General features: G+C 72.4%; 9 protein-coding genes. 3 read left to right on the top strand and 6 right to left on the bottom strand.

Features of this window, described 5'->3' with window-relative positions; genetic code table 11:
• Window position 1 precedes the first annotated feature (1 nt).
• Window positions 2-3,415, bottom strand: coding sequence for an ATP-dependent helicase (locus ACFYW9_RS01070; RefSeq protein WP_389143007.1), 3,414 nt, complete (start codon window positions 3,413-3,415; stop codon window positions 2-4).
• 255 nt (window positions 3,416-3,670) lie between these two features.
• On the bottom strand, window positions 3,671-4,036 hold the full coding sequence (locus ACFYW9_RS01065) for an MGMT family protein (RefSeq protein ID WP_389143004.1): 366 nt from the start codon (window positions 4,034-4,036) through the stop codon (window positions 3,671-3,673).
• 185 nt (window positions 4,037-4,221) lie between these two features.
• Between ACFYW9_RS01065 and ACFYW9_RS01060 the strand changes: the two genes are divergently transcribed.
• From ACFYW9_RS01060 to ACFYW9_RS01050, 3 genes are all read left to right on the top strand, one after another.
• The gene (locus ACFYW9_RS01060) at window positions 4,222-7,101 is read left to right on the top strand and encodes a lysylphosphatidylglycerol synthase domain-containing protein (protein ID WP_389143001.1); all 2,880 of its coding nucleotides are present in this window, start codon (window positions 4,222-4,224) and stop codon (window positions 7,099-7,101) included.
• 255 nt (window positions 7,102-7,356) lie between these two features.
• Window positions 7,357-8,898: an alpha/beta hydrolase gene (locus ACFYW9_RS01055; protein ID WP_389142998.1), complete on the top strand. Its 1,542-nt coding sequence runs from the start codon at window positions 7,357-7,359 to the stop codon at window positions 8,896-8,898.
• Between the two features lie 115 nt (window positions 8,899-9,013).
• Window positions 9,014-10,567, top strand: coding sequence for an alpha/beta hydrolase (locus ACFYW9_RS01050; protein ID WP_389142994.1), 1,554 nt, complete (start codon window positions 9,014-9,016; stop codon window positions 10,565-10,567).
• Window positions 10,568-10,638: 71 nt separating this feature from the next.
• Here ACFYW9_RS01050 and moeZ read toward each other — a convergent pair whose 3' ends face one another.
• The 4 genes from moeZ to ACFYW9_RS01030 all read right to left on the bottom strand — a co-directional run bounded on the left by moeZ (window position 10,639) and on the right by ACFYW9_RS01030 (window position 15,136).
• Window positions 10,639-11,817 (bottom strand): adenylyltransferase/sulfurtransferase MoeZ, encoded by a 1,179-nt coding sequence (gene moeZ, locus ACFYW9_RS01045; protein WP_326785647.1) that lies wholly within the window; start codon window positions 11,815-11,817, stop codon window positions 10,639-10,641.
• 63 nt (window positions 11,818-11,880) lie between these two features.
• Window positions 11,881-12,630, bottom strand: a complete 750-nt coding sequence (locus ACFYW9_RS01040; RefSeq protein ID WP_389142991.1) for a spherulation-specific family 4 protein — start codon at window positions 12,628-12,630, stop codon at window positions 11,881-11,883.
• On the bottom strand, window positions 12,618-13,580 hold the full coding sequence (locus tag ACFYW9_RS01035) for an NAD-dependent epimerase/dehydratase (protein ID WP_351859137.1): 963 nt from the start codon (window positions 13,578-13,580) through the stop codon (window positions 12,618-12,620). The genes ACFYW9_RS01040 and ACFYW9_RS01035 overlap by 13 nt, the downstream gene beginning before the upstream one ends.
• A gap of 275 nt (window positions 13,581-13,855) precedes the next feature.
• Window positions 13,856-15,136 (bottom strand): hypothetical protein, encoded by a 1,281-nt coding sequence (locus ACFYW9_RS01030; RefSeq protein ID WP_389143561.1) that lies wholly within the window; start codon window positions 15,134-15,136, stop codon window positions 13,856-13,858.
• Window positions 15,137-15,222: the final 86 nt, after the last annotated feature.

The following is a 15,222-nucleotide window of genomic DNA, read 5'->3' as shown; positions in this document are numbered from 1 at the left end:
CTCAGTCGACCACCTGGCGGCCCTCCGGCCGGGCGCTGCAGGACGCCCGGAAGGAGCAGTGCGTGCAGTGCTGGCCCGTCGTCGGCGAGAACCGCTCGTCGAGGACCTTGCCGGCGGCGTTCGCCAGCAGGTCGCCGACCCACTCGCCCTCCAGCGGCTCCTGCGCCTGCACCTTGGGAAGGGTCTCGCCGCCGTTCTTCTTGGCGGCGCCCTGGCGGAGCTGGACGAGTTCGGCGCCGCCCGCTTCGGGACGTACGCCGTCGAAGACGTCGTCGACCGCGCCTTCGCCGACGGCGAGCTGGTAGACGGCGAGCTGCGGGTGGTGGGTCACCTCGGCGGCGCTCGGCGCCTGCTTGCCGGTCTTGAAGTCGACCACGTAGGCGCGGCCCTCGGTGTCGGCCTCGACACGGTCCATGGAGCCGCGGATGCGCACTTCGTAGGAGCCCGCTTCGAGCGTCACGTCGAAGTCGTGCTCACTGGCCACCGGCGTACGGCCGGTGCGGTCCATGACGTGCCACTTCAGGAAGCGTTCGAGCGCCACGCGCGCGTGCTCCTTCTCCTGCGCGGACTTCCAGGGCGCGTCGAAGGCGAGCGCGTTCCACACGGAGTCGAGGCGCTCCATGAGGACGTCGAGGTCCGCGGGGGTGCGCCCCGACGCGACCTCGTCGGCGAGGACGTGCACCACGTTGCCGAAGCCCTGGGCGGCCGTCGCGGGCGCGTCGGCCTTCACCTCCCGCCCGAGGAACCACTGCAGGGCGCAGGTGTTGGCGAGCTGGTCGAGGGCACTGCCGGAGAGCACGACGGGCTGGTCGCGGTCGCGCAGCGGGATCTTGCTCTCCGTCGGCTCGTACATGCCCCACCAGCGGTAGGGGTGCGCGGAGGGGACCAGCGGGCGGCCGTCCTCGTCGGCGAGCGCGGCGAGCCGCGCGAGGCGGCGTGCGGCGGCCTGCCTGAGGCTCTCCGAGACACGCGGGTCGACCGTGGTGGCGCGCAGCTCGGCGACCAGCGGGGCGACGGCCAGCGGGCGGCGCGGGCGGCCGGTCACGTCCTTGGGTTCGACGCCGAGCTCGGTGAGGAAACGGGAGGGCTGGTCACCGTCGTCGGCCGGTGCCTTCACCGCCGTCACGACGAGCCGTTCACGCGCGCGGGTGGCGGCCACGTAGAACAGCCGGCGCTCCTCGGACAGGAGTGCCCCGGGGGTGAGGGGTTCGGCGAGTCCGTCCCGCCCGATGCGGTCGGCCTCCAGCAGGGAGCCGCGGCGGCGCAGATCCGGCCACAGACCCTCCTGGACGCCCGCGACGACGACGAGGCGCCACTCCAGGCCCTTGGAGCGGTGGGCGGTCATCAGGCGTACGGCTTCGGGGCGGAAAGCCCTGCGGGTGAGCGTGTCGGCCGCGATGTCCTCGGCGTCGATCTCCTCCAGGAAGTTCAGGGCGCCACGGCCTCCGGTGCGCTCCTCCGCGCGTTCGGCGGTCGCGAACAGCGCGCACACGGCGTCGAGGTCCCGGTCGGCGTTGCGGCCGGCCGCGCCGCCGCGCCGGGCGGCCCGCTCCAGGCGCTGCGGCCAGGGCGTGCCGTCCCACAGGTCCCACAGGGCCTCCTCGGCCGTTCCGCCGCCCGCGAGACGCTCACGCGCCTTGCGCAGCAGCGCGCCGAGGCGCTGGGCACCCCGGGCGTACGCGGGATCGTGCGCGACGAGCCGCTCCGGCTCGGCCAGCGCGCGGGCGAGCAGGACGTCGGACGGCGGCGGTACGAGGTTTCCGCCGGCCCGCTCCTCCTCCCGCAGGGCACGCCCCAGGCGCCTCAGGTCGGCGGCGTCCATGCTCGCGAGAGGCGAGGCCAGGAGGGTGAGCGCGGTCTCGGTGTCGAGCCAGGACGCGGCGCGGACGCCGGCCGTCCCCTCCCTCGGATCGTCGGCGGCGCCGGAGATCCCACCCGGATCCGACACCTCGTCCGCGCCGGACATCTCAGCCGCGCCGGACGCTCCTTCCGTACCGGACGGCCCTTCCGTACCGGTCTCCGACTCCGCGCGGGCCACCGCCCGCAGCGCCGTCAGCAGCGGCGCGACCGCGGGTTCGTGCCGCAGGGGCAGATCGTCGCCGTCGATGTCGAGGGGCACGCCGGCCGAGGTGAGCGCCCGCCGGATCGTGGGGATCGTGCGGGAACCGGCGCGCACCAGGACGGCCATCTCTCCCCAGGGAACACCGTCCTCCAGGTGGGCGCGTCGCAGGATGTCCGCGATGTTGTCGAGCTCCGTCCCGGACGTCGGGTACGTGTAGACCTCGACATGCCCTCCGTCCCGTACCGGGGACAGCTCGCGGTGGGCGCGCACCTTCTGCGCCGGCAGCCGGGTCAGCGGCATGCGCAGGGTGAGCCGGCGGGTGGCCTCCAGCAGATCGGCGCCCGAGCGGCGGGACGTGCCGAGAACCTCGACCGGGGCCGGACGGCCGTCCACGCGCGGGAAGGCGTCGGGGAACTCCAGGATGCCGTTCACGTCGGCACCGCGGAAAGCGTAGATCGACTGATCGGGGTCACCGAAGGCGACGAGGGTGCGCCCGCCGCCGGCGAGGCCGCGCAGCAGCCGCACCTGCGCGGGGTCGGTGTCCTGGTACTCGTCCACGTAGACGGCGTCGTACTGCGCCGCGAGCCGCTCGGCGACCTCGGGGCGGCGGACGAGGAGCACCGCGCGGTGGACCAGTTCCGCGTAGTCGAGGACTCCTTGCATGTCGAGGACGTCGAGGTACTCGGCGAGGAAGGCGGCCGCCGCGCCCCAGTCCGGGCGGCCGATGCGCCGCGCGAAGGCCTCCAGGGCGTCGGGGCCGAGCCCGAGTTCCCGGCTGCGGGCGAGAACCGCGCGGACCTCGTCCGCGAAGCCGCGCGTGGTCAGGCAGGCGCGCAGTTCGTCCGGCCAGCGCACATGGGCGAGACCCAGCCGCTCCAGATCGGGCTGGCCCGCGAGCAGCTCGCGCACGGCCACGTCCTGCTCGGGGCCGGACAGCAGCCGCAGGGGCTCCACGAACAGGTCGCTGTCCTGGTGGGCCCGGATCAGGGCGTAGCAGAAGGAGTGGAACGTGGTGGCCCGGGGCGCACGGGCGGCCCCTATGCGCAGCGCCATGCGGTCGCGGAGTTCGACGGCCGCCTTGCGGCTGAACGTGAGCACCAGGATCCGTTCCGGGTCGCCGCCGCGCTCGATCCGCGCGGCCACGGATTCGACGAGCGTGGTCGTCTTGCCCGTACCGGGACCCGCGAGAACGAGCAGCGGCCCGCTCCCGTGGTCAACCACCGCGCGCTGTCCTGCGTCAAGACGAGGGGGATCCACCCGGGCCGGGGCGGTACGCACCAGTCGGTACGCGCCGCGGGCCCCCTGGCGCACGGAGGGGTGCGTCAGGCGCCTGGTGGAGGAAGTCGAGCTCACGTGGTTCGCCGGTCCTGGTGGTCGTACGGGTGGGCGGACGGCCGCCTGCGGGGCGGTGACCGCGGGGTGAGGGGGACACGTGCCGACGACGCTACGCCGGTGCCGTTCACGGAAGGAGGGCTTCCGATTCTTCCCTCACGACTCGCACGTCCCGTGCGTCCCGTGGTGCACGAACGTACGGCATGTCACGGATGTGCCTCGTTTCCCTCGTACGGGCCTCAGTGTCCCCTTCGGCCCCGTGAATGCCGGAAGCTGTCAGGTGTGACCTTCCGCGCGTTCGCCGCCGTCCCATCGGGCCCGTCTCATGTCGACGCGTGGCAGATGACCCGCGGCGGCCCGGCTCGCCTCCTTCAGAGGCGTCCCCTCGGCGCGGTAGCGGGCCAGCGCGTCCAGTTCGTGGCCGGGCAGCAGCACACCGTCGGCACGCGTGACGCGCCACCACGGAACCGCTCCGCCGTACAGGGCCAGCACCCGGCCCACCTGGCGCGGCCCGCCCTCCTCCAGCCATTCGGCGATGTCGCCGTACGTCATGACGCGGCCGGGCGGGATCTGCTCGGCGACGTCGAGGACCCGCTCCGCGTACTCCGGCAGCGCGTCCGCCGGAAGGCTCTCCTCGCTCATCCGCCCCATCCTGCCCCACCCCACCGACAACGCGACCCCGCGGCGACTGTGCATATTCCTTCCCGCCGGGTGACGCTTGTAGCAGATTGCGCGCCCCGCATTTGCACCCTGATGCCCCCGTGTGTCGGTCGGGCATGCCACCATCGTGCGGGCGGTGACTGGTGATACGAGATCAAGAAGAGACGATGAGGCAGCAGGGCGTGCACCCCGAAGACGCGGAGGGCACCTCCGCTGCCTCGTCACGCCCGGACACCGACGGCGTCGGCGAGAAGGACTCGGACGACCGGACGAACGAGTCCGCCTCCGTGACGGGCGGGACGGACTCCGGCGAGGCCGCGGAATCCTCTCCCGAGGCCCGGGAGACCCCGTCTCCTGAGACCCGGGCGAACCCGTCCCCGACCCCCGGGGACGAGAAGCGGCAGGCCGAGCGCGGCGCCCTCTGCGCCGACGAGGTCCACGCGGACGAGGTCGAGGGCGACGAACCGCTGCTTCCCGCGCGCGTGCACCGCCCCTCCGACCTGATGCGGCTCCTGGTCGGCGTTCTCGCGATCGTGGTGCTGCTGGCCATCGCCGCGTTCGCGCACGGCACCACCTCGGGTCTCGAACAGGACATCAACAAGGGCACCGGCCAGGCACCCGATCTGCTGATCAAGATCGCCGGACTGGCGTCCAGCATCGCGATCCTCCTGGTGCCGGTCGCCTTCGCCATCGAGCGGCTGATCAAACGGGACGGACTGCGCATCGCCGACGGCGTCCTCGCCGCGGTCCTCGCGCACGGAGTGACACTCGCCACGGACCTGTGGGTCGCCAAGGGCGCCCCCGGCTCCATCCAGGAGGCGCTCACCCAGCCCTCGCCCGGTGACGTCCACGCCCTCACCGACCCGGTGCACGGCTATCTCGCACCCGTCATCGCCTACATGACGGCGGTCGGCATGTCCCGCAGACCGCGCTGGCGCGGGGTCCTGTGGGTCGTGCTGCTCCTCGACGCCTTCTCCATGCTGGTCACCGGCTACACGACCCCGTTCTCGATCATCCTGACGGTGCTGATCGGCTGGACCGTCGCCTACGGAACGCTGTACGCGGTCGGTTCGCCGAACGTACGGCCGACCGGACGGACGCTGATGGCGGGCCTTCGGCACGTCGGCTTCCACCCGGTCAGCGCGGCCCGCGAGGAGATTCCGGAGAGCACGGAGAGCGGAGACCGCGGCCGGCGCTACTTCGTCACCCTGGAGGACGGCCCGCCGCTCGACGTCACGGTCGTCGACCGCGAGCAGCAGGCACAGGGCTTCTTCTACCGCGCCTGGCGCCGGCTGACGCTGCGCGGCATCACCACGCGCCGCAGCCTCCAGTCACTGCGCCAGGCCCTGGAGCAGGAAGCCCTCCTCGCCTACGCGGCCATCGCGGCCGGCGCCAACGCGCCCAAGCTGATCGCGACCTCCGAGCTGGGCCCGGACGCCGTGATGCTCGTCTACGAGCACACCGGCGCGCACACCCTGGACTCCCTGCCCGACGAGCTGATCACCGACGAACTGCTGCGCGACACCTGGCACCAGGTGCAGGCGCTCCAGTCCCGGCGCATCGCGCACCGCCGGCTCGCGGGCGACGCGATTCTGGTGGATCGTTCCGGCACGGTGATCCTCACGGATCTGCGCGGCGGCGAGATCGCGGCGGGCGATCTGGTGCTGCGCATGGACATCGCCCAGCTCGTGACCACCCTGGGGCTGCGCGTGGGCGCCGAGCGCGCGGTGGCGTCCGCGGTGGGCGTGCTCGGTCCTGACGCCGTCGCGGACTGCCTGCCCATGCTCCAGCCGATCGCGTTGACGCGCTCCACGCGCGCGACGCTGCGCAGACTCGCCCGGGAGCGCGCGCAGCGCGAACGCGAGGCGGTACTGGAAGCCTCGCGGCAGGCCAAACTCGCCCGCGCCGCGGAAGCGGCCGAAGAAGGCGGGGAAGCGGCCCCGGCCCTGCCGGAGAAGGCCGGGAAGAAGGCCGTACGCGCCGAGCAGCGCGCCGAGAAGCGAGCCATCGACGAGGCCCTGGACGAGGCACGCGAAGAGGATCTGCTCACCCAGATCCGCCATCAGGTCCTGCTGATCAGACCCCAGGCGCCCGTGGAGCCGGCCCGGCTGGAGCGGGTCAAGCCCCGCACGCTGATCAGTCTCATCGCCGGGGCGATCGGCGCGTACTTCCTGCTCACCCAGCTCACCCACATCGAGTTCGGGACCCTCTTCGACAACGCCGAATGGGGCTGGGTGGCGGCGGCCGCGCTGTTCTCCGCCCTGAGCTACTTCGCGGCGGCGATGAGCCTCCTCGGCTTCGTACCCGAGCGGGTGCCCTTCCTGCGGACGGCGGCGGCCCAGGTCGCCGGCTCGTTCGTGAAGATCGTGGCACCCGCCGCGGTCGGTGGCGTCGCCCTCAACACGCGCTTCCTCCAGCGTGCCGGGGTACGGCCGGGGCTCGCGGTGGCGAGTGTCGGCGCGTCGCAGTTGTTCGGGCTCGGCTGCCACATCCTGATGCTGCTGTCCTTCGGCTATCTGACCGGTACGGAGAAGACGCCGTCCCTGTCGCCGTCCCGCACGGTCATCGCGGGCCTGCTGACGGTCGCGGTGTTCATCCTCGTGGTGACGTCGGTGCCGCTGCTGCGCAAGTTCGTCTCCACGCGCGTGAGGTCGCTGTTCGCGGGCGTCGTGCCGCGCATGCTGGACGTGCTGCAGCGGCCGCAGAAGCTCGTCACCGGCATCGGCGGCATGCTGCTGCTGACGGCCTGCTTCGTGATGTGCCTGGACGCGTCGATCCGGGCGTTCGGCAACGAGGAGACGACCTCGCTCAGCCTCGCCAGCGTCGCCGTCGTCTTCCTCGCCGGCAACGCGCTCGGCTCGGCGGCCCCGACCCCGGGCGGTGTGGGCGCGGTCGAGGCGACCCTCACCGTCGGCCTGATCGCCGTCGGACTGCCCAAGGAGGTCGCGGCGCCGGCGGTGCTGCTGTACCGGCTGCTGACACTGTGGCTCCCGGTGCTGCCCGGATGGCTGTTCTTCAACCACCTGACACGCAAGGGCGCGCTCTAGGGCACCCGCGGGACCTCCGTGAGGACCGCCCGTACACCGCCCGTACGCGTCCCGCACCGGCCCGTACCAGCGGCCGGACCGGGCCCCGGCACCGTCCGTGACAGCGATTGACGGACGGCCCGTCCCCGTCCGCACCGGCGGCGGGCGGACGGCCCCGTCCCGGCCCGCGCCCACGGGCGCGGGCCCCCGGTCCCGCCCTCACCCACACGGCTCGTGCCCGAGCGCCCCACCACGCCCGCCCGCAGGATGGGGAACATGCCGAACCCGTCCCCGCGCGCCGCCGCCGTGTTCGTCACCGCCGTCCTGCTGGCCTCGTGGGTGTCCGGTTGCGACGGTGACTCCGAGGAGGAGGATCTGACGGCGCAGAAGCTGGACTGGAAGGCGTGCCCGGCGCCGTCCGAGGCCCAGGGCGGCGGCAGCGCCCCCTCGCCTCTGCCCGGTGGCGCGGAATGGCAGTGCGCCACCTTGAAGGCGCCCCTCGACTGGTCCGACCCCAAGGGCGACACGATCGGGATCGCGCTGATCCGGGCGAAGGCGAGCGGCGACCCCGGCAGGCGCATCGGCTCGCTCGTCTTCAACTTCGGCGGCCCCGGCGGCTCGGGCGTCGCCACGCTGCCCGCCTTCGGCCAGGACTACGACGCCCTGCGCACCCGGTACGACCTGGTGAGCTTCGACCCCCGCGGAGTCGGCCGCAGCGCGGGGGTGAAGTGCGAGAACGACCAGCAGCTCGACAGGTTCTTCCAGCAGGACGCCACTCCGGACGACGACGCCGAGCAGCAGGCGCTCCTGCGGAACACCAGGACGTTCAACGCGGCCTGCGAGAACAACTCCGGCAAGGTCCTCCCCCATGTGCGCACGACGGACGCCGCTCGCGACATGGATCTGATGCGGCAGGTGCTCGGCGACGACAAACTGCACTACTTCGGCATCTCGTACGGCACCGAACTGGGCGGCGTCTACGCCCACCTGTTCCCCAAGAACGTGGGCCGAGCCGTGTTCGACGGGGTCGTCGACCCGACCCAGAACGCGGAACAGAGCTCCCTCGGCCAGGCCAGGGGCTTCCAGCTCGCGCTGGACAACTTCGCCGAGGACTGCACCTCCAAGGTCGAGGACTGCCCCATCGGCGACAGCCCGCAGGACGTCAAGGACCGCATCGCCCGACTGCTGAAGGACCTCGACAGCAACCCGATCCCCGGTGTCTTCCCCCGCCGGCTCACCCAGACCGCCGCGACGAGCGGCATCGCGCAGTCGCTGTACTCCAAGGACTTCTGGGAGTACCTGACGGAGGGACTCCAGCAGGCCTACGACGGCGACGGCAAGGTGCTGATGCTGCTGTCGGACTCGATGAACGGGCGCAGCGAGAACGGCCAGTACAGCAACATCACCCCCGCGAACATCTCCATCAACTGCGCCGACGACAAGCCGCGTTACACCGCGGACTATGTGAAGTCGAAGCTTCCCGGCTTCCGGGCCGCCTCACCGCTGTTCGGCGACTATCTGGCCTGGGGCATGGTCAGCTGCACCGACTGGGCGGTGCCGGGAGCCGCCGAGCACCCGGACGTCAGCGCCCCCGGCTCGGCACCGATCCTCGTGGTCGGCAACACCGGCGACCCCGCGACGCCGTACGAGGGAGCCCGGGCGATGGTGAACGCGCTCGGCAAGGGCGTCGGGGTCGAGCTGACGTACAAGGGCCAGGGGCACGGGGCGTACGACAGCAGGAACAAGTGTGTGCAGGGTGCGGTGAACGGCTACCTGCTGGAGGGAACCGTGCCGTCGACCGGCACCGTCTGTTCCTAGAAAGCGGCAGGTCAGAGCGTTATCCACAGGCCTCGACGGCGGTCGGTGGCGGGCGCCTACTATGGCCTGCATGTGATCCGCGAACTCGTGCGGACCACTGGCGAGGGGGGCACTCATGACACGTTTCGCACGGTGGACGGCCGCGGCCGCCGCCGCGTTGCTGCTGGCCGGCTGCGGCGGGGGCTCGCCGGACGGCGGCAAGAACGAGGAGAAGAACGGCGACAAGGCGCCTTCCACCGCGCCGCCCTCCGGCGGGTCGCCGGGGCTGCCCGCCTCGCTCACCTCGCAGAGGCTCGACTGGGGCCGGTGCAAAGGCACTTCGGACTCCCCCGCACCCGGGAACGGCTGGCAGTGCACCACGCTCAAGGCGCCGCTGGACTACGCGAGGCCCGGCGGTGCGACGATCGATCTGGCCCTCATCCGCTCCAAGGCGACCGGTGGCCGGAGCAAGCGCATCGGCTCCCTCCTCTTCAACTTCGGCGGTCCCGGCGGCTCGGGGGTCTCCACGATGCCGTGGTACGAGAGCATCGTCGGCCCGCTCCACCAGCGCTACGACCTGGTGAGCTGGGACCCGCGCGGGGTGGCTGCCAGCGAAGGGGTGCGGTGCCGCGGGGACAAGGCGATCCAGGCTTCCGAGTCGGTGGACGCGACACCGGACGACGCGGCCGAGGAGGCCGCGTACCTGAAGGACGCCACGGACTTCGGGAAAGCCTGCGCGAAGGCCGCGGGGAAGCTGCTGTCCCACGTCTCGACGACGGACACGGCCCGCGACATGGACCTGATGCGCCAGGTCCTCGGCGACCGCCGGATGCACTACTTCGGCATCTCGTACGGCACCGAACTGGGCGGTGTGTACGCCCACTTGTTCCCGAAGAACGTGGGACGCCTGGCGCTGGACGCGGTCGTCGACCCGAGCGCCGACACCGTGGGCCACGCCAAGAACCAGACGCTGGGCTTCCAGCGCGCCCTGGACGACTACCTCAAGTCCACCGGGCAGGACCCGAAGCAGGGCTCCCGGAAGATCGCGGACCTGCTGAAGCGGATCGACGCGAACCCGCTGCCCGCTTCCGGCGGGCGCGAGCTGAGCCAGACACTGGCCCTCACCGGCATCGTGCTGCCGCTCTACAGCCAGGAGCGCTGGCCGAGCCTCACCGAGGCTCTGAAGAACGCCGAGGACGGGGACGGTTCGGCCCTGCTGGCGCTCGCCGACAACTACAACGACCGTGACGCCTCGGGGCACTACGGCACGACGACCCAGTCCCAGCGGGTCATATCGTGCTTGGACGACAAGGAGCGGCCGACTCCCGAGGAGACCAGGAAGCGGCTGCCCGAGTTCGAGAAGATCTCGCCCGTCTTCGGGGCCTTCATGGGCTGGGACACGGCGGGCTGGTGTCACGACTGGCCGGTGGCCGGCCAGTACGACACTCCCGAGGTCAGTGCGCCGGGAGCCGGACCCGTCCTGGTCGTCGGCAACACCGGGGACCCGGCGACACCCTACGAGGGCGCGCGCAGAATGGCGGACGAGCTCGGCGAGGGCGTGGGAGTGGTGCTCACCTGGAAGGGCGAGGGCCATGGCGCCTACGGGAGCGGGAGCGACTGTGTCGACTCGACCGTGAACAGCTATCTGCTGGACGGAACGGTGCCGAAGGACGGCAAGGTCTGTTCATGACGACGGCGGGGGTTCCACGGACACCAGGTCCACGAAACCCCCGCCACCGAAAGTGCGGTCCGGTCCGCCGGTCAGTACACCGGCTTCTCGGGCTCGATCTGGTGAACCCAGCCGATCACACCGCCGCCGACGTGCACCGCGTCGGAGAAACCGGCGGACTTCAGGACGGCGAGGACCTCCGCGCTGCGGACACCCGTCTTGCAGTGCAGGACGATCTTCTTGTCCTGCGGCAGGCCCTCCAGGGCGGTACCCATGAGGAACTCGTTCTTCGGGATCAGCTTGGCGCCGGGGATCGAGACGATCTCGTACTCGTTGACCTCGCGGACGTCGATGATCTCGATGTTCTCGCCGTCGTCGATCCACTCCTTGAGCTGCTTGGGAGTGATCGTCGAACCGGCGGCCGCCTCCTGGGCCTCCTCGGACACGACGCCGCAGAAGGCCTCGTAGTCGATGAGCTCGGTGACGGTGGGGTTCTCGCCGCAGACCGCGCAGTTCGGGTCCTTGCGGACCTTGACCTGGCGGTACTGCATCTCCAGGGCGTCGTAGATCATCAGGCGGCCGACGAGCGGCTCACCGATGCCCGCGAGGAGCTTGATCGCTTCGTTGACCTGGATGGAGCCGATGGACGCGCACAGCACGCCGAGGACGCCGCCCTCGGCGCAGGAGGGGACCATGCCCGGCGGCGGGGGCTCCGGGTAGAGGCAGCGGTAGCAGGGGCCGTGCTCGGACCAGAAGACGGAGGCCTGGCCGTCGAAGCGGTAGATCGAGCCCCACACGTACGGCTTGTTGAGCAGCACGCAGGCGTCGTTGACCAGGTAACGGGTCGCGAAGTTGTCGGTGCCGTCGACGATCAGGTCGTACTGGCTGAAGATGTCCATCACGTTCTCGGCCTCGAGCCGCTCTTCGTGAAGGACCACGTTCACGTACGGGTTGATGCCCAGTACGGAATCGCGCGCGGACGCGGCCTTGGAACGGCCGATGTCCGCCTGACTGTGGATGATCTGGCGCTGCAGGTTCGACTCGTCGACTTCGTCGAACTCCACGATGCCGAGCGTGCCGACGCCCGCCGCGGCCAGGTACATCAGCGCCGGCGATCCGAGGCCGCCGGCGCCCACACAGAGCACCTTGGCGTTCTTCAGCCGCTTCTGCCCGTCCATGCCCACATCGGGAATGATCAGGTGGCGGGAGTACCTGCGGACCTCGTCTACGGTGAGCTCAGAGGCTGGCTCGACCAGGGGTGGCAGCGACACGGGGACTCCGTTGGTCGGTCTATCACTACAGTTGTTCTCCCCGTAACACTGCCACGCCCTTCTTCATTCCGAGACACCCGTTCCGATCCGCGAGACGATCTCGTCCCAGTAGCCGGGCATCGTCTCCCAGGGGTCGGCCGTCCCGCCGTGATCGGTGCGGTCGGTGAAGTAGATCGTCGAGGCGCCCTGCCAGCGGGCGATGCGCAGCGCCTCGTCCAGGTGACCGCGCGGCACGCCGTGCACGAAATGGCAGAAGCGCTCCGGGGGATAGTCGGCGGTCCATTCGGCGACCTGCGACCAGCGGTATTCGCTCCAGGGGCCCGAGAAGGTCACCAGTTGGTCGGCGTTCTCGGCATATCCCGGATGCGGGTGGGTGCCGTGGCCGAACACGATGTGGGCGCCGTCCCGGAGCGCGCGCAGCGCGCCGGCCGTCCGGCGGACGTCGGGCAGCGCGGCGCGTTCGGTGGGGCAGCGGTCGAGGAGGAATCCGTCGGCCTTGTACCAGTCGAGATGGCGGCGCGCGTCGGCGATCGTCTCGCCGAAGGGGCGTACGCCGTGGGCGGCGTCGAGAAGTCCCAGCACCCGGACGCCCGCGTTGCGCAGCCGTCCAGTGGCCTCCAGGCAGCGCGGGTCGGGCCGCTCGCCGGGGCCGCTGTCCACGTTCAGCACGACCCAGTGCAAGGGGGTGCCGGGGCGGGTGAGTTCGTCCCATTCCAGCGGAGCGACGAGGGGATGCGCATAGCCGGGGACACCGAAGCCGAGTCCCAGATCGGTGCTCGCGCTGCCGGTCGCGGTCCTGGTCAGATACGACATGCCGCCTCCATCCAGATGTCGGCCAGGGATTCCTCGAGGTTGATCCGGGGGCGCCAGCCGAGCCGGTCGCGCGCGGTGCGCACGTCGGCCTGCTGCCAGCTGCCGCAGCCGTCCGGGTAGGGGTACGACACCGGGGCCACATGGTCGGGTTCGGGACGGGGGTGGCCGATGGACGACCTCATGGACGGACCGGACGGGCCGTCGAGTTCGTGCAGGCTGCCGCTGTAGCCGGCCACGCGCGCGAGGACGGCGGCGGCGTCGCGGAGGCGTACGGCGCGGCCCGAGCCGATGTTGATCACCCCCTGCGCGGCGGACAGGGAGGCGGCGTGGACGGCGCGGGCGACATCACGGACGTCGATGAAGTCGCGCTGGACGCCGAGGCCGCCGAGCTTGAGTTCGCCGTCGCTGGCCTGCATGGCGCGGCGCAGGGCTTCGGCGAGCCGGCCGAGCGGGGATCCGGCGGGCGTGCCGGGTCCCGCGGGTGAGAAGACACGCAGGACGACGGCGTCCAGGCCGGAGCCGAGGACGAGTTCCGTCGCGGCGAGTTTGCTCACTCCGTACGGGCCGCCCGGGCGCGGCACGGCGTCCTCCGCGGTGGAGGAGCCGGGCTGGCTGGGCCCGTACTCGGCGCCGCAGCCGAGCTGGACGAGCCGGGCCCCGCAGCCACTGCGGCGCAGGGCCTCGCAGACGGTGGCGACGGCGACGGTGTTGTGCCGGGTCAGTTCGCGGGCACCGCCGCGGGTGGCGCCCGCGCAGTTGATGACGACTCCGGGGTGCACCGCGTCCAGGAAGCGGGTGAGCGCGCCGGGGCTGCCCGAGGCGAGGTCGAACCGTACGTCGGCGTCGTCGCCCCGGCCGAGCGCGGTGAGCTGCACGGCCGGGTCGGCGAGCAGTCTGTCGGCGACGAAGCGGCCGAGGTAGCCGTTGGCTCCGATCAGCAGGACCCTCATCGGGCGGCTCCCGGGGCGGATTCTCCGGTTCGGGAGGTGATCATCTGACTGTCTCCTTCAAGGTGATGCCATAGGTCGGGGAGAGGGCCCGCGGTGTCGGCCCCGCGGGAGAAGGGGGGTCCGGATCCGGGAAACTGCCCGGACTCCGGGGAGGGATCACGGCGGTGGAGCCGTCGTGGGCCGGTTCCGGATGGCCTCGGCCGCCCGGCCGCCCGGCGAGACGGACCGCCGGGCCGGCGTGCTCGGTGCGCCGGGGGGCTCGGATCGATCGCGGCTCATGGGCCCTCGCGGGGCAGGGCGTGGGCCGAGGCGCGGGTGAGTGTGCGGGTCGCCTGGACGAGGAGGACGAGGGCGCCCGCCCCGCAGGCCAGGGCCGGCACGGCCCCGGCGCCCGCCGCTTCGACCAGGCTGTCGACGGGGGCGGCCAGGAGCGAGCAGCCGGGCAGTCGCGCGGCGAAGACCATGGCGAGGGCCGTGGCCTCCACCGCACCCGCGCCGGCCAGCGCACGGCCCGGGACGCGGGTGAAGCCGCGTGCCGTGAGCAGCCGCGCCAGGAGGATCAGTACGCCGAGGGCACCGGCTCCGGCGTGGGCGGGAGGCTCGTCCAGTGCCGTCCCGCACAGCGCGAGAAGCCCGTACAGCGCGACCGTGAACAGGCCGAACGCCCCGAGGAGCAGGGGGCGTACGGAGGTGGCGAACTCCTCCAGGCCGCGGCTCGCGCCCAGCCGGCGGCGGGCGCGGGCGGCGAAGAGGTGGGCGCACCAGGCCGCCGGGGCGCAGGCCAGCAGGAGAGCCAGCACGGGTGCGGCGGCCAGGGGCCAGGGGCCGTGCGGGCCGCCGTCCCGGGCGGCGCTCAGCAGTCCGTCTCCGGCGAGGGCGTACGCGATGAGCCAGCAGGTCCCCACGCGTGCGGCGCCCGTCGTGCGGTGCGGGGTGCTCAAGGGGCCGCGACGGAAGGCGAGGTACAGGCCCGACGCGACGGCCAGGGCGCCGAACGCGGCGACGGCCGGACGAGTTTGCCCGCCGGTGAGCCGCAGCCCGACGACGACGGCCGCGCCGAGGGCGCCGGGCACCAGGGCGAGCGCCGCCCAGTAGGCACGCGGCCCCGGGTGTCCGGAAGGCCCGGTGCGGGGGATCGCCTCCCCGTCGCGGGCCGCGCGGGCGTACATCTCCTCGGCGAGCGAGAAGACGTCCCGGTGGCGCAGGCGGGCGGCGGTCCGGTCGGTGACCCCGTGCGCCTCCAGACCCGCCGCGATCTCCAGGGGGTCCACGGCCCGTTCGCAGAGCTCGCGGTGCCGGTGCATGAGTGCCTTCACGGGGTCCACCGCGCCACGCCGCCCGGCGGACCCGCGCGTGCCCTGGAGGCCCTCACGCGCGAAGTCGCCCTCGCGGAGGGGAGCGATGCCGCGTGCCGAGTCGCCGCCCCCGGCCCCGCTCCTGCCCTCGCCGTCCCCGCCGCTGTCCGTGTCCCCGAAGGGACCGGCGGCGCGGGCCGACCGCTCGTCCCCCGTGCCGGGGCCGGTCGTCGTGCCAGGACGTGTCGTCAGCCCGGCCAGGGCGGGGATCGGCGTCCTGGGGGTCGCCGTCGGGGCGGGGGTCGTCGGGGCGGGTCGGGCCGGTTCGCCCGGGTCGTCGCATTCGT

The sequence above is a fragment of the Streptomyces sp. NPDC002698 genome (assembly GCF_042888945.1).
GTDB lineage: Bacteria > Actinomycetota > Actinomycetes > Streptomycetales > Streptomycetaceae > Streptomyces.
Note: the sequence above shows the minus strand (reverse complement) of the source record. Positions and strands in the feature narration are given on the sequence as shown.